Source organism: Vibrio sp. 10N.222.55.B11, from assembly GCF_041473705.1.
Taxonomy (GTDB): domain Bacteria; phylum Pseudomonadota; class Gammaproteobacteria; order Enterobacterales; family Vibrionaceae; genus Vibrio; species Vibrio crassostreae_C.
Genome location: NZ_JBFRST010000099.1, coordinates 13,670 through 38,999 on the forward strand (window position 1 = coordinate 13,670; position 25,330 = coordinate 38,999).

A 25,330-nucleotide genomic window follows, 5' to 3' on the forward strand; every position below is an offset into this window, starting at 1 on the left:
TTGATGACATTTGATTTTATCAATGAGTATTTCAGCTAAAACAATCACTTTAGCTGAAATACTCGAATAGAGATCTAACCTCGAATGATCATTTGCTCGCGCTCTGGACCTACCGATACCATCACGATTGGCACACCCATCAGCTCTTCTATACGAGTAACGTAATCTTGTGCTGCTTGAGGAAGGCTCTCAAACGTGCGGCAACCCGTGATGTCTTCATCCCAGCCTGCCATATCTTCATATACAGGTTTTAGTTCAGCCGTTTGTGGCCAAATTGGGTTCTCTGTATGCTCACCTGAGTAAGCGGTACAAATCTTAAGTTCAGACAAACCAGACAGGCAATCAATCTTAGTCAGTGCGATTTCCGTTGCAGCTTGCAGGTCAACACCGTTGCGAGTTGCCACTGCATCAAAGTAACCCATATCACGTGGTCGACCCGTAGTTGCGCCGTATTCGTTAGAGCTTTCGCGGAAGCTGTCTTGTTCTTCCATTGCAGTTACTAGCGTGCCAGTACCAACAGACGAGCTGAATGATTTAGCAACAGCGATAACACGTTCAGGACGAAGTGCAGGTAAACCGCTACCAATGCCAGCATAAGCTGCGGTTACATTCGAAGATGTTGTCCAAGGGTATTCACCGTAGACAAGGTCGCGACCTGCGCCTAACTGAGCTTCAAACAGTAGGTTTGCGTCTTGTGATTGCAGCGCTTTAAGCGGCTCAGTTACGTTGCAGATGAACGGGCGCCACGCTTTAGTTACTTCAAGTAGCCATTCTGTCATTTCAGAAGCAGTCTGGGAGACGTCACATTGAGGGTAGAGCGCTTTAAGCTGAGGCATCTTCCAATCAAGTAGGAATTGAATACGCTGCTCTAAAATTTCAGGTTGATTCAGCCAACCGACAAGAATGCCTTTCTTCATTACACGATCGCCGTACGCTGGTGCAATGCCTTGACGTGTAGAGCCGTAAGCGCCATCGCCCAAACGCTCTTCTTCAAGCGTATCTTCAAGAGCATGTAAAGGGAGACACAGTGTCGCACGATCTGAGATCGCCATTTTCACTTTGATGCCAGCCTCTTGAACTTCTGCAATCTCTTTAGTTAGCGCAGCAGGGCTGATCACCATGCCTGGGCCAAGAACCGCCGTACAATCAGGATTAAAAATACCACTAGGTAGTTGGTGCAGTTTGAATGTACCGAAGTCGTTTACTACGGTATGGCCTGCATTGTTTCCGCCTTGAAAACGAATGCTAGCAGAAGCTTGGTCTGCTAAAAAATCGACGATGCGGCCTTTGCCTTCATCACCCCAGTTTGCGCCCACAACAACGATAGATGGCATAATTTTTCTCCTAACTGATTGAGAAATCATGTTAGGCCTACAAAGTGGATAAGAGAAATTAATTATCTTTATTATCTTGATAAGGATTCCATATATCCTTAAAGTTTTAACCCACAAGCGAGATTCCCTATCACGTTCGTTCCTCACTGTAGGGAATGACGATGGGGCATTCTTTACTTTTAGGGAATGATATTAGTGACACGAGAGAGAGGACATGATGCTCGATATTAATTTGTTGAAGACGTTTGTGACGCTTGCGGAGTACAAGCATTTTGGGAAAGCGGCCAATGCACTGCACATGACACAACCCAATGTGAGTTTGCACCTAAAACAACTGGAACAACAAACACGCATAAAGTTGATAGAGAGAAGCCCTTTTCAATTGACTCAAGCGGGTGAACGGCTATTGGAAACAAGCCAAAGAACGCTACTCGAACTGCAGACTTGTCAGGCCGATCTCAATGCCATTAACGACCTTAAAATAGGGACGTTAACCATTGCCGTAAGTGACATCATTTCTCGATTTTTGCTAATTCGTCCGTTCCAGAAGTTCAAAGCGCAGTATCCCGGTATTGACCTTACGCTCTTGAATACCACGTCATCTCAGGCATCGAATTTAGTTAAAAATGCTCAAGCGGATATTGGTTTTGTTATCGCCAAAGAGCAGCACAACGAGTCTTTGTATTTCACTAAGCTGCAAGAGCTTTCTTGGTGTGCGCTTGGCGATGGGGTTGATATCCGAGACTCTGATGCAGAGCTCACTTTGATTCTACTAGGTCATGATACGAGAACGCGTGACTTTATTGATGAAGGTTTACCAAGCCTTAATCTACCTAATTATAGGGTGATGGAAGTAGGGAGTGTCGATGCTCAAATCGACTGGGCAGAAGCGGGATTTGGTGTGGCTATTGTCCCGGAGTTTGCGGTATCAACCAAGCAGCACCTGCATTCGAAAGTGACACCATTGACCAACTTCTCGAGCACCAGTCTTGGTTATATTGTTCGGCAGAACCAAGTCTTGTCGAAAGCAACCAAGCAGCTGTTAGGTTGGGTGAATGATGAGATTATTTCATTGCAAAACAAATAAATACAATCATTGAGTTTGACTCAATCAGCCCACCTCGAGTGGGCTTTTTTGTCCCTGGAAAGCCTCGTTTTTACTGAATCAATAATCTTTGGAACAAACTAGCGCTCACCATCAACTATTCGTCCCGCAAATCAGAGTTTCAAAATTCATCGTTGACAAAGTTTGATAATCAAACTAAATTTCAATTTATTACTTTGATTATCAAATTACTTGTCAATCAAAGGGCTTTTATTTGCAACGATCATCTAACCACAAACACAAGCTAAGGACGCCATTTTGAGTTTTCCAACACGTCACCAACACAACTTTTCTTCACATAACAGTCAAGGTGAGAAACGCACGTTCTATGTCCTGTTATTGACCGTCGTTACCATGGTTGTCGAAATTGTTACAGGTACTATTTACGGCTCGATGGCATTGCTTGCCGATGGTTGGCACATGGGGACGCACGCCGCAGCGTTTGGTATCACCTTATTTGCATACCGTTATGCGAAGAAACATGCCGAGAGCGAACGTTTCTCTTTCGGTACTGGCAAAGTCAGCGTGTTAGGGGGCTACACCAGCGCGATTGCATTGGGGATTGTGGCATTGTTGATGCTGGTGGAATCAGTACATCGTTTGTTTAACCCACAAGCGATTCAGTTCAATGAAGCGATCATCGTTGCTTGTATTGGTTTAACTGTGAATGTGGTGAGTATGTTTTTACTTGGCGATCACCATCATGATCACGGACACGAGCATGGCCACAATCATAGTAAGAATCACGGTCATTCACATAGCCATGAGCACGACAGCGACCATGGTCATAAACATGGCGAGCATCACGGACACCATCATGATCACAACCTACGCGCAGCCTACATGCATGTGTTGGCGGATACTCTAACTTCGCTGCTTGCGATTGTTGCGCTGCTATTTGGTAAGTTTTACGGTTGGAACTGGTTAGATGCAGCAATGGGAATGGTTGGCGCATTCGTGATTGCTAAGTGGACGATGAACCTTATGAAACAAACCAGCCCAATCCTGCTGGATGAGAATATCGACCAAGATTATCGTGACTCAGTGACCAAAACCTTAACGCCTTATGCGTCGGTCACCGATTTCCATATGTGGAAGGTGAGTGGGCATCACTATTCAGCAGCGATTACTCTTGAATCAAACAGTGATAAAACCGTCTCTGAATATAAACAAATGCTCGCCAAGTTTGATAAGATTAATCATCTTACTCTTGAAGTGCATTCAAACGACCATGCGAAATATAGAACAGCTTAACCAAATACTGACTGAGTTCTACGATAAAATGTCTTCGTGGGAGCAGTCTGTTGTCAAAGAGACGGGTTATTCCCTGGCTCAAGTACACACCATTGAAGTACTTGGTATGCATGGTGCGTTAAGAATGAAAGAGCTCGCTGAAAAGTTGGGTATTACCACGGGTACACTTACTGTTCAAATAGAAAAGTTGGTTAAAGCTGAATTGATTGAGCGCCATGAACACCCAACAGATCGTCGTGCGATTGTGGTTGCCTTGACGGATGAAGGGCAGAAGATACACGTTCACCACAATCAGCTTCACTTGAATTTGGTTAATGAGCTGACGCAAGATATCGAAGAAGACGAGAAAGCGGTGTTATTGAAGTGCCTAACCAAGATGGTAAAAGCGTTTTAGCCAGCCTTGAATTCGCACCTAACTCTTTAGCTGCAAAGCGATTGACTAGAAAATCAAAAGATGGACCTGACTCGAATTGAGTAGGTCCATTTTTTTCGCCGTTTACGCTCTACTGTACAATCATCAATAGACGGATTCACTGTTTAAAAACCAAGTCAAAACCTCCAATATTGCGCTTCGTTCGTGCTCTTCTGGAGAGCCAAAAAAATGTCATCATAAATAATGCATCCAAATGTGCGTCAAAGTCTTTTAATTCAATGCCTTGTATACCATGACATTCAAGCCATTTATGTTCCGTCAAATAGCTGTCTCTCACTTTTATCATTCAACTAATGTACATGTATTCAATTTGTGTTATTGATGCTTTTATCTTTAGTGAAAAGATTCATTCTCTGTTTGAATACCATTGAGAATGTCACTGCTGGTGGGCTGAACAGTCGCTAGATTTAATGCTCATTACTGATACAAAAAATATAACAATAACCAGGTCGCGCAAGTTGGATATCCATTCTTTGATGCGATTTATTTAGATACTCATAGTTAATTTAGTAAAGACGAGCCACGTATATGAATATAAAGAAAAAGCTCTATTCGTTGGGGATGTTCTCCATCTTCGGCATGATTTCACTGTTGTTTACCACATCGCAATTTGCAGACACCACCGCTCAAATGAGCGAAGCCAAACAAATCACCAAAGAACTTGAAGTGCGACTACTCAATCTTCGCCGTAACGAGAAAGATTTCCTATTACGTAGTGATATGAAGTACCTCGCCAAGTTCGACGTAAACTACAATAAATTCTTAGCGTCTGAATCTGAGTTCAATGCGGTGCTCAGTGATTTAGGTTTAGCCAACAGCACACACCTACGTGAAGATATCGAAACCTACCACACAAGCTTTGTTAACCTAGTTAAAGCGAGCGAAGTCTATGGGCTAGCACGCGACAAAGGCATGCTAGGCGAGTTTCATGCTTTGCTCGATAACATCAGCGCGACAGCCAGTGCTGAACAAAAAATCGAGCTTTACCTGTTCAATGACTTAATTGAAAAGGGTGAGTTCGATCCGAGTGTTCTTTCGATTACGTCTAATGTTGGAAGCTCAACTGCTTTGATAGATGCTGCACGTCAAGTGGTTGAACAGAAGCGAGTGATTGGCTTGAAGCACAACGAAGGTCTGCTTGGGCAAGCTCGTTCGGGTTCTCATGCTATCGAAACTCAATTTAAAGAGTTCTCAGCGGTATTAGATCAAGAAACCCAACAAGAGATGGACAAACTATCGTTGATCAACAACATCCTTTGCGTCACGCTACTCGTGTCGATCATTCTGTTCAGTTGGTTAATCGTCCGTTCTACTATCGGCAAGATTGAGTCATTACTCTCGGTGATTCGCAACATCGTTGATTCTAACGACGTGTCTATTCGTTCGCACCTTGATGGCAAAGACGAACTCAGCACTTTAGGCCAATACTTCAACCAATTGCTTGATCAGCTGGAAGGCTTGATCGCGGCATCTCAATCTAAGTCACTGCAACTGACACAAAGCACGTCGAACATGCATGACGAGCTAGAGTCAGTCATCAAACAGTTTGAAGTTCAAGCAAATCACACCTCTACAATGACAACGTCAGTGCAAGAGATGGTACTCACAATTGGTGAAATCTCAGAAAGCACATCAGTTGCGGCTGAAGGTGTTCATCAAGCAAAAGTGAATGCCGATAAAGGCCGTGAAGTGGTGGTTGATACGATCAGCAACATTACTCAGTTGTCTGAACGCCTTTCTAGCAGCCAAGATTCGATCAGCTCATTGAACCATCATGTGGATCAAATTGGCGATGCGGTAAACATCATCCAAGGCATTGCAGAACAAACCAACCTATTGGCATTGAACGCAGCAATTGAAGCAGCACGTGCGGGTGAACAAGGTCGTGGCTTTGCGGTAGTTGCCGATGAAGTACGCGCACTAGCAAGCAGAACGCATCAATCGACCACAGAGATAACTTCAGTGGTGAGTGCAATTCAAAGCCAGATGCAGGCGTCGATGGCAGAGATTGGCGAGTGTAATCAACAAGGTCAACTAACGCTGAAAGATTCGGAAGAGCTGGATGCGAGCTTGCAACTTATCTTGAGCGACATGGAAAGCATCCAAGGTAATTCAGAACGTATTGCTTCAGCGATTGAAGAGCAGGGCGCAGTAATGGCGCAAGTGAGTGACTCAATTACTGAGCTGAACACTATCTCGAACGACAATAACGCTTCGGCGCAGCATTGCTTAGTTGAAGTGGACAAGGTAGCAGAGCAAGCGAACGATATGGACCAAGCGGTCGCGCAGTTCAAGACTTCATAAACAACATAGAACTTACTAAAACAAAAGGCGTGGATCATCTACGCCTTTTTTGTGCCTGAAATTCAAATAGATAAATGACGAGAATAAAAAACGGCCCGATCTGGGGGAAGATCTGGGCCGTTATATTACGTATTAAAGGGGGGACTACTTATTTCGGCCTTCCAGCACATCCAGTGCCAGTTCAACCGCTTTATCAATATTGTCGCATCCCGCTAACTTACCTGAGCTGATAGGACCAAGCACATTAGCGTATAACGAGAGCTGCTTGTTAAATGGCAGGCTCAACTGCTCATATAAACGCTGGCGAATCTCGGCATGTTGCTCAGGAGCGTGAGCAGCAAGGCTTTTCAAAGTGTCATAAACAAGAGTGGTGGTAGTGTTCATTCGTCTCTTTATCTTTGAGTGGGGGATTTCTATTTTAATATCATTTGGGTACAAGTTGCTGTGATATATGTCATACAATAAGTCAAATAAACTTAGGGTGAGCATTTTGGTCTTAACTGACAAGTGAGAAATCATCAATGATTTTTAACGCACCTGAAAAATCATTGTTTATGTTGAAAGAATGTTGAAATGCAATGACTTCACAACCACTAGCTAAACCAGCCTGAAGTCCTGGAGCCGAGTCTTCAAAGATAATGGTTTTACTTGCGGTTACATTTAATCTAGATAGCGCCAACAAATAAGCTTCCGGATCTGGCTTGTGCATTGAAACATGCTCTTTAGCGATGACAAGATCAAACAAGTGCTCAAGTTTACAAGCTTCCAGTATTTGGTTAGCCATCCACTGTTGCGCAGAAGTTACAACCGCACATCGCTTCCCAGAAGATTTTAGTTGCTGTAGGAGGCCAACGACACCTTTATTGATAGATAATCTTTGTGAAAGGAGTAATTGATAATGTTCCTTAAATTTATCGTTAAACTCTTGTCTCTCTGGTTCGATTTCTCCAACTTTGAAAAAATACTGAACGACATTTTCCCATTTCATACCCATTACATTTTGATAAATACGGTGGTCAACGATGGAACCATAGTCTTTACAGGTCAGCGCTAATGCTTGGCCTTTGAGCGGCTCGGAGTTTACTAATGTTCCATCCATATCAAAGATAAAGGCGTCGTAATAAAGTTTTATTGGTTCCATTTCAATACGTTAACTCAGGATTAATTCGTTAATGGTGGGTAGCATTCAATAATCTCGACGCCATCGTCTGTTTCTATCGTGATATTTTCAATGCCAGCCGGGCAGAAAAATTTATCGTACTTATTGAGTACTAAAATTTCTTCGTCTAATTTAATCGTACAACTGCCAGCAGCAATAACACCGACATAAAAGTCGTTCTCAGATTTGGTGATGCTGCTAATGACTTTTGTGCGACAAACTCGATATCTGTCGGTTGTTTTGTCATCAATGAGAGACTCTTTTACCGATCCGTCAGCATAAGCTGTTAATAGTTGAGGTGTCTTTTTGTTCTGAGTTGCCACAGCTTCAACCGACTTCTCTGAATAGTCAAAAACATCAAGGCAAAAGTCCAAATCTCGCTTCATGTAGCGAGCTTCTTCAGGAAGTGTATAACCAGCTCGTTCAAACTCAAATCGAACAGCCCAGTCCGATGGTTCCATTATCTCAATCATTAGAATGCCTTCGCCAATCGCGTGAGGCATTCCTCCTGGAATAAAGTAACACTCACCAGGAGATACTTTGATTTTTTCGAAGCAAGTTTTCAGTCGGTTAATGTCTTGTTCAACAATGATCTCTTTCAACGTTTCTTTAGTCGGAGGCGTCTGAAATCCGAGATAAATATAAGGATCATCAATCTCCTCACGAACTTGTAAAATATAGTAGGCTTCAGCCTTGCCTGAATTTGAATCTAGGTGCTTTTGGGCAAACTCTCTGGTTGGGTGTGCTTGGAAATGTAAGCGAATTGAAGAGTCTAGAAACTTAATCAAAACCATAGGGTTAGGACCGAATCTACTGAAGTGCTCTTTACCTAAAAAATACTCAGGATCTAGATCTAATAATTCGGCGAAATCGAGTGAGTGATCGCCGATAATCGCAGTTGATTGACCTTCACTGATTGTTTCTCGACCTGGGTTAACGGCTTTAGTGACCGATGCAATCCAGTCTTCAGGAAAATGAGAGTCGACCGGAACGCTTTCGTTATTAATTTGGTCTAAAACCTTACCACCACTGTAAGAGCGCCAAACGCGGTTCTGACCAAATCGAATCAACTTATTTTTGTATTCCATGCCTAGCCCTTTAAGTTCAGTGTTTTTGTTAAGTTATGTAAAGTTTGCATTGCACCAACCTCTTGAATACATTCGAAAAGGTCGACTATCTTATTTACGAATTCGGCATCTGCAAGAAGGCTAGATTCAAAAATACCATCAATGCTTAATAAAGAAATGACAGCTTCACGAGGCGTTTTACTTTCTTGTTTGATTTGCTTGAACACGCCAGCCATTGGATCATGAACCTCGATAGCATCGCCGTTGTCATCCATGCCAATCACATAAGCCATCCACCCTGCAATGCCCAACTCTAACCAAGTTGTTTGAACAGCATTTTCACGGTTATATTTGAGAGATTCACAAAATCGTGGTGGTAATTTCTGACTTCCGTCCATTGCTATCTGAGAGGTAAGGTGTTTTAAATTTGGGTTAGAGAAACGTTCAATCAGCGAATCTGCGTAAGCTGCAATGTCAGTTTCCTTTGGTAACGACAATGAAGGCGTTTGCTCATTCATCATGAAGTCTAGAATCACCTTCTTAAAATATGGGTCTGAAATCGCTTCTGACACATACTTATAACCACTCAAGTATCCCAAGTACGCAAGAAGTGAGTGACTACCATTTAGCATGCGTAGCTTCATCTCTTCAAAAGGTATGACATCATCGACAAATTGCGCGCCCACTTCATCCCAATTTGGTCGACCAATTGCAAACTTATCTTCTATTACCCATTGTCGAAAAGGTTCACAAGCGATGGCACATGGATCCGAGTAGCCGATAGCTGTTTCTATATAAGATAAGCTTTCTTTACTCGCCGCTGGAACAATACGGTCTACCATAGTGTTTGGGAATGTGACATTAGCCTCTATCCAAGAATACAACTCCAAGTCGACCAATTTTGCAAAACTAAGAATAGCCGACTTCGCTACTTCTCCATTGTTTTGAATATTGTCGCAAGACAATACGGTGAACGCGTTAATATTCCTTTCTTTTCTGAGTCTTAAACCTTCAACGATATAACCGATGGCGGACACTGGACGAGAAGGTGAGTCGAGATCGAGCTGGATGAGACGATTGTTAACATCAAGAGAGCCAGTACTTGGTTCAATGCAATAGCCTTTTTCTGTGATAGTCATTGAGACTATACGAACGTGTGGATTCGCAATTTTTTCGATGATAGTCGACTGACCGTCTAGATCTGGATGTAAGGATTGAGTGATTGCCTTTGATATTTTTATTTGTTCGCTTGTCGCACCTCTCTCCAAAACAGTGTAGCAATGACCTTGCTCTCTTAACTGCTGAATAAGCGATTGTGAACCAAATAAGTTAATGGAACAGATCGTCCAGTTAGACTTTTTATTGTCTAACAATTCGCTTGTATATAAAGCTTGATGAGCTCGATGAAAAGCCCCTAAGCCAATGTGAACAATTCTCTGTTCTTCTTTTAAGTATTGATTTAAAACATTTTTATTCATACTTCCGCACTCTCACTCCAATTTTTAAAATCAGACGGCTATAAAAATCACCATTAGAGAGTAACATTCATTTGTATTATTTAAACGGCATATCATCAGAGATTTATTTTTTTGTGAGAAGCGTCAACCAATTGGTGGACCAATTTTGACAGCCAATATCTAGGGGCGATATAAAAGAAAGCGAAAGGTGTTTAGTTTTTAAATATCACGGTTAGGGATCATTATGAATATCGATATACTTATAGTTATAGGCTACTTCGTTTTCCTCCTCGGAGTAGGTTGGATGTTTCGATCAGCAACGTCATCGACAAGTGATTACTTTAGGGGGGGAGGCAAAATGTTGTGGTGGATGGTTGGGTCCACAGCATTTCTTCAAGCACTGAGTGCTATGACGTTTACTGGCGTAATGGGAAAAGCTCTTGATGTTGGCTTATCCATCTCTGTTATCTTTTTTGCGAATGCTCTTGGTTACTTTTGTAACTACTTATTCTTTGCTGCAAGAGCTCGACAGATGCGAGTTATCAGTCCAATCCAAGGCATTCGCAAACGTTTTGGTCCTGTTAGCGAGCAAGTTGTAACGTGGGCGACGGTACCGTCGAGTGTACTTCAGGCTGCGCTATGGCTGAATGCATTAGCGATCTTTGCAAGTGCGGTATTTAATATCCCAATTGAAACAACGATAGTTGCTGCGGGTATGGTTGTACTTCTTATGTCTCTGGTCGGCGGAAGTTGGGCTGTAGTTGCATCAGACTTTATACAGATGATCATCATTACTGTTGTTACCTTCATAGCGACAATCGTAGCGATATACAAATCTGGTGGTGTAGCACCAATCCTAGAAGCGGGTTTGCCTGATCAAGGGTTTGTTGGAGAAGGGTATAGCTATACCTACTTATTTGTTGGCTGGTTTATCTGTATTTTCATCAAACAGTTCTTCAGTACAAACAATATGATTGATTCTTACCGCTATATTGCAGCAAAAGATACTAATAATGCACGTAAAGCTGCAATCCTAGCGTGTTGTCTAATGGCGTTTGGACCTTTCATTTGGTTCCTTCCTGCTTGGTATGTAAGCGGAAATTACCCAGATATGTCTACATGGGGCCTCGATGTTCTAGGCAAAGATATTTCTAATGCCACCTATTTTGTCTTCGTTCGTAACGAGATGCCCGTTGGGATGGTTGGCTTGATGATGTCAGCTATGTTTGCTGCAACCATGTCGTCAATGGACTCTGCATTAAATAGAAATGCCGGCATATTCATTAAAAACGTTTATGAACCTTACATGGCAAAAGACAAATCAGATAAATCGATCTTGTTTGCAAGTAAAGTTTCTACCGTGGTATTCGGCTTGTTGATTATTGTTTGTGGCTTGTTCATGAGCAAACTGCAAGATTTTGGTCTATTTGATGCACTTATGATGGTGAGTACGCTTGTCGCGTTCCCTGTGCTTATTCCGTCACTGCTTTGTTTCTTTATCAAGAAGACTCCAGATTGGTCATGTTGGGCAACCATTGCCGTAGGCGCTTGTGTTTCAGCCGTTATTGCTTCAACAAATGCACCAATGATCGAAAGCCTGTTTAATTTATCTGAACCATTGTCTAGTCGTGAATTCGCTGAAATGAAATCGATAACCATGGGCGTAACAGGGCACATTATTATCACAGGTGGTTTCTTCTTGCTGACTCAACTTTTCTATAAAGAGCCAACAGGTAAGCGTGCTGAAGAAATCGCAGAGTTCTTTAGTAATGCAGAAACTCCAGTAATTGTAGAAGATTCGCCTCAAAGCTTCGAAGCTGATAGACAACAGTACATTTTACTTGGTCGAGTGTTATTGGCGACAAGTGCAGCGCTTCTTCTATTAACGCTGATACCAAACCCTATGTGGGGAAGAATGTTATTTGTATTAATGGCAGCGATTGTCGGGTTTATATCTTGGCTATTACTACGAGCTAGTAAGTTAAATGATGTAAAACTAAAAGCTTACACTGTCTAATTAAATAAAATATCAGATGAAGCCTTAATAAGGCTTCATCAAAAAAATTAATAATAGGTAATAACTTATGAAGCAAACTTGGCGATGGTATGGTCCAAATGATATTGTAACGCTTAATGATATTCGTCAGGCTGGGGCAACAGGAATCGTAACGGCATTACATCATATTAAGAATGGTGAAATATGGTCTAAAGAAGAAATACTAAAACGTAAAAAGTTAATAGAAGAAAATTCACTTACATGGGAAGTTGTCGAAAGTATCCCTGTTCATGAAGAGATCAAGACTCAAACTGGAAATTTCATTCAATGGATAGAGCACTATAAGCAATCTATTATCAATTTATCTGAATGCGGAGTTGATACAGTTTGCTATAACTTTATGCCAGTTCTTGATTGGACGAGAACAGATTTAGAGTATGTACTCCCAGATGGCTCAAAAGCATTAAGGTTTGACCATATTGACTTTGCTGTTTTTGAGCTATGCATACTAGAACGAGAAGGTGCACATGAAGAGTATTCAAAAGAAGACATTGCACTTGCTCGAACTCGTTTTTCTAACATGCCTGATGACAAAATTGCACAGCTAACATCGAATATCATCGCTGGTCTACCAGGTGCGGAAGAAGGCTATACTCTTCAGCAGTTTAGAGAGCAACTGGATCAGTACCAACACATTGACGGCAATAAGTTACGTGAAAATTTAGTTTACTTCCTAAACGAAATTACCCCAGTGTGTGAAGAGTACGGCGTGAAGTTGGCCATTCACCCTGATGATCCACCACGCCCAATTCTTGGTTTACCGCGAGTGGTATCTACGATTGAAGATATCGAATTCTTGACGCATCGTGTACCGAGCAAAATGAACGGTATTACTATGTGTACCGGGTCTTATGGCGTGCGAGACGATAACGATCTTGTGAAGATGATTGAAACTTTTGGTGATCGAATTTATTTCACGCATCTGCGTTCAACAAAGCGCGAAGAAGAACCCGGCAACTTCCATGAAGCAGCTCATCTCAATGGTGATGTTGATATGTATGAAGTGATATTTGCACTTCTTAAAGAAGAAAATCGTCGTACTAATAATGGACAAAGTGATTTAATTCCAATGCGGCCTGATCATGGTCACCAAATTATTGACGACTTAAATAAAAAAACAAACCCAGGGTATTCTTGCATAGGCCGTTTAAAAGGCTTAGCTGAGATTCGTGGTGTCGAGTATGCATTGACGCGGTCTCATTTTAATTAATGTGTTTTCAATTCGATATTGGGTTTTTAAATTAAGCTAACCCAGGGATATTATCGGATTAGCTTATTTAGTGTCAGTGAAAATATTGATAATCAATAAGGGAAGTCGTTACTGTTACTTCCCTTTATTTATAGGTGATGATATGTCGGTTCAACAAAAATTTGGCGGTGAACTTTCGGATGAGGAATTTAGAAAATTCACCCTATATACAACACAAAGTAATAATAAACATGATGACGAGTCGAGAGCTCAAATCTTAGGCTTCACCAACAATAATGTTCGAGTTGCTCCAGGAGCTATCGTTCGCATTGGTGAAAACCAAATCGGAACACGAAGTTATATAGGCCTATACAGCTACATTAATGGTGATGTGGAGGTTGGTGAAGACGTTTTGGTAGGGCCACATGTTTCTGTCGTTGCGTCTAATCATTTATTTGACCCGACTTCAGAGAGCTTTAGTGGTCGTAGTGATTTGGAAAGCGGAAAGGTCACAATCGCAAAGGGTGTTTGGTTGACATCTGGTGTTGTTGTCACTCCAGGAGTGAGCATCGGTAAATGTTCATTGATTTGTGCTAATTCGGTAGTGACATCCGATGTGCCCCCATATTCGATTTTTGCAGGGACCCCAGCGAAGCAAATTGGTCATATTGATGCAGAGACAGGGCAATATCATTGGTCGAAATAGAGGAGTAACACATGCTACAACTAGAAAGAACGCATGATTTCCAAATTTTTTTGTCGCCTTGTAACGAAATTTCCTCAGTCAATCCCCCAAGTTTCAATTGGCCTCAAGGAGAGTATGGTTCTGCATATAACATCGAACTTGAAGACAAAGACGGTGAGCAAAAATGGGATTGGAAATCGGTGCAGCCTCCTTTACAACCGACATTTCAGTTACCTCAAGGTAGCTATCGCTGGAGAGTGACTTGCCTCAATACTCTAGCAAAATCTGATTGGATTGTTTTTGAAATCACGACGGAGTCAGAAAACTACTTGGCACCGGACGCTATGTCACTATTCTCACTGTGTACTAATAAAGACCAGTTTATGATGTATCTCGATGAAGATATTGACGCAGTCAGCAATGCTTCATTAAGTGCAAGAGACAAGTTACGCAATAGTGTTGAACTAACTGATATAGATGACATTTTATATTCTAATCATTATCGCCGTGGTAATGAAGAAGGGAAGCGTACAGCTATCGCTAACGTAAGACGTTGGATTGATCGCGATCTTATCGCACTAACATTACTATATAAGGTGTGGGGTGATGAGGTGGCAGGACATAAGGCATGCCAAATTTTATTGCGCTTATCCGAGTGGAGCCCTGAAGGCCCGGCGTCACTGTTAAGGCCTTGTACGTGGGGAGATGAAATTGGCCTGTCAATGACGCGAAATTTGTATCTTGCCTATCATTGGTTGTCTCCATTGCTGACGACCGACGAGTGTTCATTCGTCAGGCCGCTCTTAATTCGATATGCCTATCAAATGGAAGAGCGCTTAGAGCAAGATAAGTTTAAACAGTACCCGGGACATTCACATACATCGCGTTTGCCTGCTTACTTAGGCGTTGCTGCCCTTGTGTTACACAAAGAGTTTGAACTTAAAACTTGTGAACGTTGGCTTAATTACGCCTTAATGATTTACCGAGGTGTGTTGCCTTTCTATGGCGGAAAAGATGGCAGTTGGGTTGAGGGGCCTTTTTATTCTTCTTCCTATACCAAGTGGCACCATCCGTTTTTCTTGTCGGTTGAGCGTTTAAGTGGCTTTTCTTTCTATAATCACCCGTTTTATAAGAATTACGTTAAGTTTGCTTTGGACTTTGTGGCGAATAACGATCGAATTCATCCCTTTGGTGATGGCTTCTGGTGCAAGAGAGAAGGTAAAGAGTGGCCTGGTTTCTTTGCGCAAAATCCACTCAGAATATATGCACCACGGTATGGTTGTACGAAGTCGATATTAGAGTCCAAGAAGTTAGAGTCCAATATTGAGACTTACAAGCTCCATTTATTAGATATAGTACCGACGTATCCGCAGTTACAATTTGAAAAATCGGATCAACATTCAACCGTTTCTAATACGTTAATGACTTCAAATGAGGCGTTTGTTTCTGACGAGACTGCTCTGTGTGTGAGCCCTGCGTCGAACAACATTTACTATTCATACGCAGGGTTAGGTAAAACTGCCCATAGTAAAATGTCGGTGTACTACCGAGCAAGTAAGTTTGGTAATAGTTCTCATCGCCATGCTGATCAAGGGAATGTTGCACTAGTCGACGATGGCGTTAATGTTCTTACTCCGAGTGGCAGTTATGGCTATAGGTTTGGTAGCAAACATCATAGTTTATGGACTCGAACTACGCAGGCGCATAATTTACCCTTATTTGGTGGTGTCAATTTAGACGATAGCGTTACCAACGCGACTGAAGGTCAGAAGATAGATTGCGCAACAGCTCAAGCAACAGTAATCACTCGAATTGATAGCAATGAGTTTCAATGTGTCGTTCTAGATCTCGCGAATGCTTATGAGAGTTGTGAGTCGTTTGTGCGAACAATAATACAAGTTGCAGATAACGGGGTCGTTATTGTCGACAACATTAGGCTATCTGAACCCAAATCGATGCAATGGCGAGCCCATACCCCGCTCGAAGTTGTTATTAAGGGGGGGAGTGTTGATTTGTACCATGAACAAGAAACTTATTCTCTTGGAATGATGAGTGATCCTTCTTGTGTAGTTAAGTTAACAAGTGAAATTGATGACGGTGATGGTTTCAAAGGGAATGTTGAATCTGACGCTCAGAAAGATATTAAACATCTAGAATGGTTCATAGAAGAACAGCAGCAACATCAAGTGGTTATGAGTTGCTTAAAACAACCAATAGATTACGTGTTAACTGACGAAAATACTTTGATACTTGCCCATGCGGGCCAGTCTTTTAAGCTCAATGTAGAAACTGGTGAGGAGATCACTCCGTAAAAATCAGGTGACATAAGTATTTTATGTCACCTATTTTCTAAAGATTGTCTTTTGATGTCGCGATAGCGGGAATGGAGTTAAACAGATAACCATCAAAATTAGGGTCGGTAAAATCAGAAAGCTCTAAAAGCCTAATCTTCACATGTTCTAGATGTTGCCACATCGCTTGCTTGGCTTCGATTGGGTTCTTGCGTCTCATTGCTAGCAAAATAGCAGCATGATCATCTAGCCACTCTTTCCTATAGTCTTGGATCTCGATATGTGTATGCAGTATCTTCCACATAGGGCTAGACTCACGACGTTCCCACGATTCCTTTAGAATATCGACCAGCACAGAATTCTGTGTCGCTTCGGCAATACACTGATGGAACATTCTGTCACCAACCGGATTTTGGACATTGTTTTCAATTTCGCGGCGCTCAATTTCTAGAGCTTCACGCATTTTTTCGATATCAGCAGGGGTTGCTTGTGTTGCAGCAAACTCAGCAATACTGCTTTCCAATAACTGTCTTGCTTGAAGCATTTCAAAAGGACCTACATCTTCATTTTGTGCCACTGTTGATGTAGTCGGTAAGTTAACGATGTACACTCCCGAGCCTTTCTTTACTTCAACGAGTCCCTCAAGTTCCAGCATGATGATTGCTTCTCTAACCACAGCTCTGCTCACGGATAGACGCTCAGCAATATCTCGCTCGGGCGGTAAACGACTTCCAATCGGATAAAGACCATCAGATAGTTCTTTTCTCAAGATAAGACCGAGGGTTTGATAAGGGCGTTTGGGTTCGAAGTTGATCATGGAAATGCAGTGTACCTTTGGATCTGTGGTTTGAATTGAAAGTTTTCGCTAACTCGAAAGTCATTGTAAACGCTTATAAATGTCAATTCGAGTAAAAAACTAACTAATCCAACTCTCATTGTATCAAAGCGTAACGGTTCGTTGTGGTCACTTTTATGTACATGAACAAAAGGTTATCAACTTCGATATTAAACTTTCAAAAGCCATACAAGGAACGCGCTCATAGTTTTGAAGTGAGATTAAGCGTATTTCGTATAATCTTGAGTTTTTGATCAATAGCACAAGCCGTGAATAACCGCTATGTTCAATAGAGTTATATCACCTAACAAGTTGATATTGATAATAAACAACGGTGCTTGTAAAAATACAGATATAAACTTCAAGCCTAATCTGATTGAGAGTAAAAGGAACAACATGCACTACGACGTATTCAACGGAGACGCAGATGGCATAATCGCGTTGTTACAGCTGCGATTAAGTGAGCCAAGAGAGAGCGTGCTCATTACTGGTGTTAAGCGTGATATTAAGTTGGTCTCTCAAGTTGTTACTCAAACTATGGAGCCGGGTAAGCAAGGTGATGTTTCTTCCGTTACCGTTTTAGATGTATCGATGGAGAAAAACCTGCCTGCACTGCACTCACTGCTAGACGCAAACATCAATGTATTTTATTGCGATCACCACCGAACAGGGGATGTCCCAACTTCTAGTCATTTAGATACTCTGATTGATACCGCGCCAGAGAGCTGCACGAGCTTGCTGATTAACCAGAAGCTGAATGGTGCGCATGTGGCTTGGGCAATCGCAGCTGCCTTTGGCGACAATCTAAAAACGGTGGCGGCGCGGCTAGCGGATGAAAATGGATTCGCTCAATCTCAAAAAGAGTTTCTAGAAGAGCTAGGTACCTTGGTTAACTACAACGGTTACGGTTCGTCAGTCAGTGATTTGCATTTCACGCCAGCTGAGCTCTACAAAACCCTTTATCAATACCCGAGTCCGTTTGATCTTTTGGATGATAAAGACTCTGTGTTTTATCGACTACGAGATGCTTATCAAAATGATCGCCAGCAGTTATCAAACCTTGCTCCTGTTTATGAAAGTGAAGTCGCACGTGTGTTTGAACTGCCAGGTGAGACGTGGGCAAGGCGCATCAGTGGCGTATTTGGTAATGAAATCGTTAATCAAGATCCAAACCGAGCGCAAGCAGTATTAACGAAAAACCAAGACGGCGAGTCTTACACGGTGAGCTTACGAGCACCATTATCAAACAGAACGGGTGCAGACGAAATTTGCTCAAGTTTTGCGACTGGCGGAGGAAGAAAAGCAGCGGCTGGAATTAATCAACTTAATGAACTTGATAAGGTGAATTTTATTTCACTATTGGATGCATATTATTCATCTGGCACTGACGGTTAACTGAAAAACTCCCGACGTATACATTCAAAATCCTACAAATTCTTGCTCCTATATTCCGTTATACGTGTGTATTGCTAGCACATGTATGATGGCTATATCCAAGCTGTTTTAGTGATATCACTCGCAATGGTATCTGGTCTTAGGTCAGTAATTACGGCGTATTTGGGGTGATTTTTGCCGATTTAAAGTTTATTTTTTCCTATCGGTGATTTTTTATATTTTTGGTTAATTATCTTGGTGAATTAAGATTGATTAAGTATTTTCATGGTCAATGTATTCGACCGAAAATAACAGTTTTAGCATTTCAATTTGAATGAAAAGTCAAAGTCATATTGATTCTGATATTCAATCTGTGACTTAAAATCACAAGTTAAATCAAAGGTCATCTTTTCCTAAAAATTCCATTACTTCTCTATAAATATTCATGATTACAATGAATTGGTTCGGTTGTGATTGGCACAGCTGTTAAGTAAGGAAGTGGGACTAATGTTGAAACGTAAAGCTCTACAATTAGCAGTATCGCTCGGCATGGCGGCAATGTCTGGCGCTGTTTATGCGAATGGTTCAGATATGACGAATCCAGACTCTGGCGTCGTGGTTGGCTATTGGCATAACTGGTGTGACGGTGGCGGCTACCAAGGTGGTAATGCGCCATGTGTGACGTTGGATGAAGTGAACCCAATGTACAACATCGTGAATGTGTCATTCATGAAGGTTTACGATGTGGCTGATGGTCGAATCCCAACTTTTAAACTGGACCCAACCATTGGGCTTTCAGAAGAACAATTTATTGACCAAATCTCTGAGCTCAACAAGCAAGGTCGCTCTGTACTGTTGGCTTTGGGTGGTGCTGATGCACACGTAGAGCTAGAAACCGGTGATGAAAGAGCCTTTGCTGATGAGATTATCCGTCTAACTGAGCGTTACGGTTTCGATGGTTTAGATATCGACCTTGAACAAGCAGCCGTAACCGCAGCAAACAACCAAACCGTGATTCCAGATGCACTTAAGCTGGTGAAAGACCACTACCGCGCAGAAGGTAAAAACTTCCTTATTACAATGGCGCCTGAGTTCCCGTATCTAACGACTGGCGGTAAGTACGTTCCTTATATCGATAATCTAGAAGGCTACTACGACTGGATTAACCCACAATTTTACAACCAAGGTGGCGATGGTATCTGGGTTGAAGGCGTGGGTTGGATTGCTCAAAACAACGATGGGTTAAAAGAAGAATTCATCTACTACATTTCTGATTCTCTTATCAACGGAACGCGTGGCTTCCACAAGATCCCACATGACAAGCTCGTGTTTGGTATTCCTTCAAGCATCGATGCTGCAGCAACCGGTTTTGTACAAGAGCCACAAGATTTATACGACGCATTTGATAGCCTAACAGCGCAAGGTCAACCGCTACGTGGTGTGATGACTTGGTCTATCAACTGGGACATGGGCACCAACAAAAACGGCCAACAATACAACGAGCAGTTCATTAAAGACTACGGCCCGTTTGTACACGGTCAGGTAACGCCACCACCAGTCGAGGGCGAGCCCGTTCTTAAAGGTGTCGAAAATACGCGTGTTCTTCACGGCACAACGTTTGATCCTATGGATGGCGTGACGGCAACAGACAAAGAAGACGGCGATCTAACGTCATCAATCGATGTTGAAGGTTACGTTGAAACCAGTGTTATTGGCACTTACGTTTTGACTTACCGAGTGAAAGACAGCGATAACAACGAAACCACTAAAGCGAGAACGGTAGAGGTTTACAGCCAGAAGCCAGTATTTAATGGCGTATCTGACACAACAGTTGTGTTGGGTACTGCATTTGATGCTATGGCAGGCGTGACGGCGAATGATGCTGAAGATGGCGACCTGACAAGCACTATTACACACACTGGCAGTGTCGATGTAAATGAAATCGGCAACTACACACTTGTGTATAGCGTGACAGACAGCGCGAACCAAACCGTAACCGTTGACCGTAAAGTGTCTGTAACTGATGGTTCTAACTGTGCTGCTGCATGGGATGCCGACACCGTTTATGTTGAAGGTGACCAAGTATCTCATGACGGTTCAACGTGGGGAGCAGGTTGGTACACTCGCGGCGAAGAGCCAGGAACAACAGGTGAGTGGGGCGTTTGGAGAAAAGTTTCAGACTCTTCATGTGGTGGTAACCCAGATCCGGGCGATGACTTAGAGCTTGCAGTTTCAGGACTTCAATCACAATATGCGCCAGATAACGGTAATGTTCGTTTAGATCTGACACTGACATCAAATGAAGCGTTAGATGTTACCGCTATGGTGATCAACAGTGCAGGTACTGTGGTTGAGCAAACTAAGGTTAATGTAACGGACAGCCGCGCTATTACCATCGACTTATACGATGTAGCGGAAGGGCAATATGCACTTGAAGTGGTCGGTAAAGCATCTGACGGTGAAATGGTGATGGTAAACGATTCGTTCGCTGTTAAAGACGGTGGCGGAACAACACCTCCTCCAGGTGATTACCCTCCATATGAAGCGGGCACAAACTACGCAGCGGGTGACATTGTGGTCGGCAGCGATAATGGCTTGTACGAATGTAAGCCTTGGCCATACACGGCATGGTGTGCAAGCGCGTCTTACGCTCCAGCAGATAGCCAATACTGGCAAGATGCTTGGACAAAGCTGTAGTCTGATAGCTCAACGCTAGCAATATAAAGTAGACGATCAAAGAGAGGCCATTGTGCCTCTCTTTTTTATGTTTAAACAGTTCTGACTTAGAGCTTTAAAACCCACTTAACCTTAAACTCTGCTCTGCATATTGCTCTAAATCAAAATAGGAGTGATTATCAATTGTATTACATGTTAAGAAATAGCACTATGCGCACATTGAATTTTATATATTGTTAATATTTGCATAATGAATCTTGCTCAAGTCGACCTCAATCTACTCGTCATTCTTAAACACCTTCTTGAAGAGAAGCACGTTTCCAACACGGCATTGGCGCTGGATATGAGCCAACCTACGGTGAGCCGATCTCTGCAAAAACTGCGTACCGTTTTCAATGATGATCTATTGGTGCGAGCGGCTTATGGCTATGAGTTAACGCCAAAAGCAGAAGCCATTAAGCAAGATCTCAATTCGGTACTGACACGTTTAGAAAAGCTGGTACATGGCGATGTATTCGAACCGCAAAGCAGTGACAGTACGGTTCGCTTCTTTGGTTTAGTGCCTAATGTCGCGCACTTGCTGCCCAAGGTAGTTGCGGAGATACGTCAACAAGCGCCAAATATGACTGTTGATATCGACTCGATTCCTAAACGACACTTTGAGCCTCTGTTATCCGGTGATGCGCACTTTGTGTTGTCGACCCACGAGCCGTTAAGTTCAGAGCAAAATTTGTATCGAATGTTCGTGATTAGCCGCGATTACCGTTTGCTGATGAGTAAAAAACATCCTTTGGCGGACAAAGAGATCACGGTTGATGACTTGTTGAATAGCCAACTTGGTCAAATCTCACTGCAAGGGGATAAGAAGCTCTCGATCGAAAGTCGATTTAAAGATCTTGGCTTGATTGATAAGCAGCGCCAGCTGTCCATTCCAATTCAGCTTTCCAATTTTAACGTCGCGCCGGATATGGCAGAAGCAACCGACATCATCTTTCATTTACCGACACCTTTTGCTCAACAAGCCGCTACGCAAAGAGATCTTGTTTGTAAACGCGTGCCTAAAGCGTTGCGCCACCCATCAGAAGACGTCTACTTATACTGGCATAAGCGCTTTCATAACGACCCGATGTGTCGCTGGGTTCGCAATATATTCAAAGAGCTTTATACATAATCCATCTGCAGGGTGAATGAAAATTACGAATACCTATCGAGTTGGATATAGATCTCTTTCATTATTTGAATGGTGAATAACGAGAATCGATTTTTGGTATGAAACTTTCGTTGATAAGAGTGGTAGTTGGTTGTTTAATGCAAACCATTATCATTACCAATCACATATAAGAATGAATATCATGTCTGAGAGATCTCTTTTGATTCGCAAACCTCTTTTGGTTCGTAAACCCCTTTCGATCGCAGTCGCTGTTATTTGTACCTCACTTTCAGCTAACGTGTTGGCGCAAGAAGAAGCGCAAGCAACAGATGAGCAAATGGTTGTTACGGCAACTCGTACCGAGATGGCACTAAAACAAGCGCCAGCTTCAATGTCGGTTATCACCGCGCAAGACATTGAAGACAGCCCTGGTATTACCTTGGCAGACATCGTTGCCGAATCAACGAGTGTTGAGTCTGATTTTGATAGCACACGTGCTGGCCGTCAGATGATCTCTATTCGTGGTATGGATTCAGATTACACTCTTATCATGGTGAACGGTCGTCGTTTAAGCTCTGCAAGTGCCATCATCCGTGGTAACGACTTCGACCTATCAACGATTCCTGCTGATTCGATCGAACGTGTTGAAATAATCCGTGGCCCAATGTCTGCACTTTACGGTTCAGATGGTATGGGCGGTACAATCAACATCATCACTAAGGCTCCAGAAAACGATTGGAGCTCTACACTGAGCATGGACACTTCATCTCCACTTGATGGTGATGGAGGGGAAGAGTATTCGATGGGCTTCACGACATCTGGTGCGTTGATTGAAGACGAGTTGTTTGCTCGCCTTTCTGTTAACCAGACAAGCCGTAACGCTTGGCAACCATATTCTGGTACACACAGCTTTGGTTACGATCGTTCAGATGTAACAGCTCTAGAAGAACGTGACACGTTAAGCTTACTTGCAAGCCTGACATGGAATGCGACAGATAACCAAACCATCGATTTCGATTTTGGCTACAGTGATGATGAACGTGAGTCATCTGCGGAAAACGTATCATCTGTGATTGAGTCTGACACACGTGTTGTACGTCAGAGCCAAGCGATCACACATAGTGGTTTTTGGAGCTGGGGTGACACGCAAGTACGTTATTCACGTGAAAATGTGACAGATAATGATGCTGCGGACTCAGATACTAACTATAGCAGTGACATCGAAGAGCTGACTCAAATTGTTGAAGCTTCGGCGACCACTTATCTTGGTGATAGTCACACCGTAACGTTTGGTATGGACTACCAGTTGAGTGAATTAACCAACAAAGAAAACTTAGTCAATGGTACATCTGAAGCTTATCAAGGTGCGTTATTTGTTCAAGACCAATGGTTAATGACGGATCAACTAACGGCAACCATTGGTGGTCGTTTAGATAAGCATGAACTGTACGGTGAAGAGTTCAGCCCACGTGTGTACTTGGTTCATCAAACAACGAATGACCTGATCATCAAGGGTGGTGTGGGTAAAGCATTTAAAGCACCAACATTGACTCAAAATCAGACAGACTACACAGTTAATAGCTGTAAAGGCGTATGTGATTTACATGGTAATGAAGATCTTAAGCCCGAAACCAGCTTGAACTATGAGATCGCTGCGATTTATAGCCAACCTCGTTGGAATGTTGAAGGTGCCTTATTCCGAAATGAAATCAACGACCTAATTGATCGTGATGAAACCTATTGTGAGAACGGCGGAGTGTTTGAATCGGGTAAAGGTTGCGCTGATAGTTCAAGCTCAACTGGCTATGTGAATGGTAAGCGTACTTATACAAACGTATCAGAGGCTGTAGTTCAAGGTGCTGAGCTTACAGGCCAATTCCAAATTACTGATGAATGGGGTGTGTCTGGTAATTACACATTCTTAGACACTGAAGATAAGTCTACTGGTGACGAATTACTTGATCGTTACAAGCATTCGGGTTTAGTTAAACTGAACTGGAGCCCAACTTACGATCTAAGTACCTTCGTGAGTGCGCGTTACCGTGGTGAACGTCAGATCGAAAGCGATCTAACTCAAGACGCTTACACAACGCTGAACCTAGGTGCTGTCTACAACGTGAATGCTTCAGTACGACTACGTGCAGGTATCACGAACTTAACTGACGAAGCTGTATCACAAGAGCTAGAGAGCATGGGCTATGTTGAAGAGCCACGTACTTACTACGTAGGTATGACAGCGGACTTCTAATTTAGAGTTCAGTAACTGATAGCTTGATACAAAAGAACCCACACTGGCTGATGCTCTAAAAGGAGAATGGCGAGTGTGGGTTCTTTTTTGATCTATAGATTTGGTTTAATTTGCCGTTTATCTATTAATCTAGATTTTGACACATGTGATCAGCGCATTACCGGACTGAGTATCCCAAGGAATCAGCTTGTCGTAATCGTGCTCGAAGATATTAACCTCGAAGTAGGGCTTCAATATCTCGATTAACTCTTTAAACGAGAATGCCACCATTGGGTGTTCATCATTCCACACTTGAGTTTCACCAGCAGTCGTCTTTTCGATGCTAAGCTTTAGCGCTTGCTTATCACCCTGACCAGAGTAATACCAACCAGAACGGAACGTGAAATCGTCTTTGTCTTGGTTTTTTGTGTGTCTAACAAACAGGTCGTTGCTGATCTTGTCTTTATCAACCACGTTAAAACAGAAAATACCTTCTGGCTTTAACGCACGATGCACACTTTCAATACACTCTTTAAGCTTCTCAAGGCCATCGTTGTAATGGATGGAATACAGGAAGCAAGTGATAAGATCGAGTGGTTCCGTGACCTCAAAGTTACTCATGTTTTGTACTGAGAACTTGGCTTCCGGGCAGCGAACTTCTGCGATATCTAACATCGGCTTGTTAAGATCTAGGCCACCGCTTTGGTAACCGAAATGGCGTTGTTGCCTAAATC

At 42.6% G+C, this 25,330-nt stretch carries 19 protein-coding genes; 12 read left to right on the forward strand and 7 right to left on the reverse strand.

Translation table 11 applies throughout. From position 1 onward, the window contains the following. Positions 1-74: 74 nt before the first annotated feature. A complete protein-coding gene (locus tag AB4503_RS24595) occupies positions 75-1,334 on the reverse strand; it encodes an adenylosuccinate synthase (RefSeq protein ID WP_372115855.1) in 1,260 nt (419 codons plus the stop codon). A 214-nt stretch (positions 1,335-1,548) separates the two neighbouring features. On the opposite strand from AB4503_RS24595, the gene AB4503_RS24600 reads away from it, so the two are divergent. The 4 genes from AB4503_RS24600 to AB4503_RS24615 all read left to right on the forward strand — a co-directional run bounded on the left by AB4503_RS24600 (position 1,549) and on the right by AB4503_RS24615 (position 6,430). After that, positions 1,549-2,421, forward strand: coding sequence for a LysR family transcriptional regulator (locus AB4503_RS24600; RefSeq protein ID WP_372115856.1), 873 nt, complete (start codon positions 1,549-1,551; stop codon positions 2,419-2,421). A 276-nt stretch (positions 2,422-2,697) separates the two neighbouring features. Then, entirely contained in the window at positions 2,698-3,693 is a 996-nt protein-coding gene (gene dmeF / locus AB4503_RS24605; RefSeq protein WP_372115857.1) for a CDF family Co(II)/Ni(II) efflux transporter DmeF, read from the forward strand. Next, complete coding sequence (locus AB4503_RS24610) at positions 3,671-4,087, forward strand: MarR family winged helix-turn-helix transcriptional regulator (protein ID WP_017059185.1); 417 nt, start codon at positions 3,671-3,673, stop codon at positions 4,085-4,087. The genes dmeF and AB4503_RS24610 overlap by 23 nt, the downstream gene beginning before the upstream one ends. Before the next feature lie 618 nt (positions 4,088-4,705). Further along, positions 4,706-6,430 (forward strand): methyl-accepting chemotaxis protein, encoded by a 1,725-nt coding sequence (locus AB4503_RS24615; protein WP_372115865.1) that lies wholly within the window; start codon positions 4,706-4,708, stop codon positions 6,428-6,430. 144 nt (positions 6,431-6,574) lie between these two features. Here the strand turns inward: AB4503_RS24615 and AB4503_RS24620 are convergent, their stop codons facing one another. From AB4503_RS24620 to AB4503_RS24635, 4 genes are all read right to left on the reverse strand, one after another. Further along, positions 6,575-6,814 carry a PAS factor family protein gene (locus AB4503_RS24620; RefSeq protein WP_004733935.1) on the reverse strand — a complete coding sequence of 80 codons (240 nt, stop codon included), beginning with the start codon at positions 6,812-6,814 and terminating at the stop codon, positions 6,575-6,577. A gap of 112 nt (positions 6,815-6,926) precedes the next feature. Continuing rightward, positions 6,927-7,571 carry an HAD family phosphatase gene (locus tag AB4503_RS24625; protein WP_065583616.1) on the reverse strand — a complete coding sequence of 215 codons (645 nt, stop codon included), beginning with the start codon at positions 7,569-7,571 and terminating at the stop codon, positions 6,927-6,929. Between the two features lie 20 nt (positions 7,572-7,591). Next, positions 7,592-8,677 carry a class I mannose-6-phosphate isomerase gene (locus tag AB4503_RS24630; protein ID WP_065583617.1) on the reverse strand — a complete coding sequence of 362 codons (1,086 nt, stop codon included), beginning with the start codon at positions 8,675-8,677 and terminating at the stop codon, positions 7,592-7,594. Positions 8,678-8,679: 2 nt separating this feature from the next. Next, positions 8,680-10,134, reverse strand: coding sequence for a mannitol dehydrogenase family protein (locus AB4503_RS24635; RefSeq protein WP_372115858.1), 1,455 nt, complete (start codon positions 10,132-10,134; stop codon positions 8,680-8,682). 223 nt (positions 10,135-10,357) lie between these two features. On the opposite strand from AB4503_RS24635, the gene AB4503_RS24640 reads away from it, so the two are divergent. The 4 genes from AB4503_RS24640 to AB4503_RS24655 all read left to right on the forward strand — a co-directional run bounded on the left by AB4503_RS24640 (position 10,358) and on the right by AB4503_RS24655 (position 16,355). Then, the gene (locus AB4503_RS24640; protein WP_372115859.1) at positions 10,358-12,130 is read left to right on the forward strand and encodes a sodium:solute symporter family transporter; all 1,773 of its coding nucleotides are present in this window, start codon (positions 10,358-10,360) and stop codon (positions 12,128-12,130) included. A gap of 67 nt (positions 12,131-12,197) precedes the next feature. Continuing rightward, entirely contained in the window at positions 12,198-13,379 is a 1,182-nt protein-coding gene (gene uxuA, locus AB4503_RS24645; RefSeq protein WP_065583620.1) for a mannonate dehydratase, read from the forward strand. A 142-nt stretch (positions 13,380-13,521) separates the two neighbouring features. Continuing rightward, positions 13,522-14,064, forward strand: a complete 543-nt coding sequence (locus tag AB4503_RS24650; protein ID WP_065101257.1) for an acyltransferase — start codon at positions 13,522-13,524, stop codon at positions 14,062-14,064. A gap of 11 nt (positions 14,065-14,075) precedes the next feature. Next, entirely contained in the window at positions 14,076-16,355 is a 2,280-nt protein-coding gene (locus AB4503_RS24655; RefSeq protein ID WP_372115860.1) for a heparinase II/III family protein, read from the forward strand. A gap of 37 nt (positions 16,356-16,392) precedes the next feature. Here the strand turns inward: AB4503_RS24655 and AB4503_RS24660 are convergent, their stop codons facing one another. Next, positions 16,393-17,151, reverse strand: a complete 759-nt coding sequence (locus AB4503_RS24660; protein WP_083190198.1) for an FCD domain-containing protein — start codon at positions 17,149-17,151, stop codon at positions 16,393-16,395. A gap of 414 nt (positions 17,152-17,565) precedes the next feature. Here AB4503_RS24660 and AB4503_RS24665 point away from each other — a divergent pair, with 414 nt between their 5' ends. The 4 genes from AB4503_RS24665 (at position 17,566) to AB4503_RS24680 (ending at position 24,617) form a co-directional block, all read left to right on the forward strand. Next, positions 17,566-18,564 carry a DHH family phosphoesterase gene (locus tag AB4503_RS24665; protein ID WP_372115861.1) on the forward strand — a complete coding sequence of 333 codons (999 nt, stop codon included), beginning with the start codon at positions 17,566-17,568 and terminating at the stop codon, positions 18,562-18,564. A 486-nt stretch (positions 18,565-19,050) separates the two neighbouring features. Next, positions 19,051-21,240, forward strand: coding sequence for an immunoglobulin-like domain-containing protein (locus AB4503_RS24670; protein WP_372115862.1), 2,190 nt, complete (start codon positions 19,051-19,053; stop codon positions 21,238-21,240). A gap of 229 nt (positions 21,241-21,469) precedes the next feature. Beyond that, positions 21,470-22,390: a LysR family transcriptional regulator gene (locus tag AB4503_RS24675; RefSeq protein ID WP_017059189.1), complete on the forward strand. Its 921-nt coding sequence runs from the start codon at positions 21,470-21,472 to the stop codon at positions 22,388-22,390. A gap of 181 nt (positions 22,391-22,571) precedes the next feature. Then, positions 22,572-24,617 carry a TonB-dependent receptor domain-containing protein gene (locus AB4503_RS24680; RefSeq protein ID WP_372115863.1) on the forward strand — a complete coding sequence of 682 codons (2,046 nt, stop codon included), beginning with the start codon at positions 22,572-22,574 and terminating at the stop codon, positions 24,615-24,617. A 129-nt stretch (positions 24,618-24,746) separates the two neighbouring features. Here the strand turns inward: AB4503_RS24680 and AB4503_RS24685 are convergent. Further along, positions 24,747-25,330 (reverse strand): methyltransferase domain-containing protein (locus AB4503_RS24685; protein ID WP_372115864.1); only part of this gene is annotated, 584 nt, incomplete at its 5' end.

What these genes read in the sequence shown, in the direction of transcription:
- AB4503_RS24595 (WP_372115855.1), bottom strand. Translation starts at nt 1,334, where the DNA reads ATGCCATCTATCGTTGTTGTGGGCGCAAACTGGGGTGATGAAGGCAAA.
- AB4503_RS24600 (WP_372115856.1), top strand. Translation starts at nt 1,549, where the DNA reads ATGATGCTCGATATTAATTTGTTGAAGACGTTTGTGACGCTTGCGGAG.
- AB4503_RS24610 (WP_017059185.1), top strand. Translation starts at nt 3,671, where the DNA reads ATGCGAAATATAGAACAGCTTAACCAAATACTGACTGAGTTCTACGAT.
- AB4503_RS24615 (WP_372115865.1), top strand. Translation starts at nt 4,706, where the DNA reads ATGATTTCACTGTTGTTTACCACATCGCAATTTGCAGACACCACCGCT.
- AB4503_RS24620 (WP_004733935.1), bottom strand. Translation starts at nt 6,814, where the DNA reads ATGAACACTACCACCACTCTTGTTTATGACACTTTGAAAAGCCTTGCT.
- AB4503_RS24625 (WP_065583616.1), bottom strand. Translation starts at nt 7,571, where the DNA reads ATGGAACCAATAAAACTTTATTACGACGCCTTTATCTTTGATATGGAT.
- AB4503_RS24630 (WP_065583617.1), bottom strand. Translation starts at nt 8,677, where the DNA reads ATGGAATACAAAAATAAGTTGATTCGATTTGGTCAGAACCGCGTTTGG.
- AB4503_RS24635 (WP_372115858.1), bottom strand. Translation starts at nt 10,134, where the DNA reads ATGAATAAAAATGTTTTAAATCAATACTTAAAAGAAGAACAGAGAATT.
- AB4503_RS24640 (WP_372115859.1), top strand. Translation starts at nt 10,358, where the DNA reads ATGAATATCGATATACTTATAGTTATAGGCTACTTCGTTTTCCTCCTC.
- uxuA (WP_065583620.1), top strand. Translation starts at nt 12,198, where the DNA reads ATGAAGCAAACTTGGCGATGGTATGGTCCAAATGATATTGTAACGCTT.
- AB4503_RS24650 (WP_065101257.1), top strand. Translation starts at nt 13,522, where the DNA reads ATGTCGGTTCAACAAAAATTTGGCGGTGAACTTTCGGATGAGGAATTT.
- AB4503_RS24655 (WP_372115860.1), top strand. Translation starts at nt 14,076, where the DNA reads ATGCTACAACTAGAAAGAACGCATGATTTCCAAATTTTTTTGTCGCCT.
- AB4503_RS24660 (WP_083190198.1), bottom strand. Translation starts at nt 17,151, where the DNA reads ATGATCAACTTCGAACCCAAACGCCCTTATCAAACCCTCGGTCTTATC.
- AB4503_RS24665 (WP_372115861.1), top strand. Translation starts at nt 17,566, where the DNA reads ATGCACTACGACGTATTCAACGGAGACGCAGATGGCATAATCGCGTTG.
- AB4503_RS24670 (WP_372115862.1), top strand. Translation starts at nt 19,051, where the DNA reads ATGTTGAAACGTAAAGCTCTACAATTAGCAGTATCGCTCGGCATGGCG.
- AB4503_RS24675 (WP_017059189.1), top strand. Translation starts at nt 21,470, where the DNA reads ATGAATCTTGCTCAAGTCGACCTCAATCTACTCGTCATTCTTAAACAC.
- AB4503_RS24680 (WP_372115863.1), top strand. Translation starts at nt 22,572, where the DNA reads ATGTCTGAGAGATCTCTTTTGATTCGCAAACCTCTTTTGGTTCGTAAA.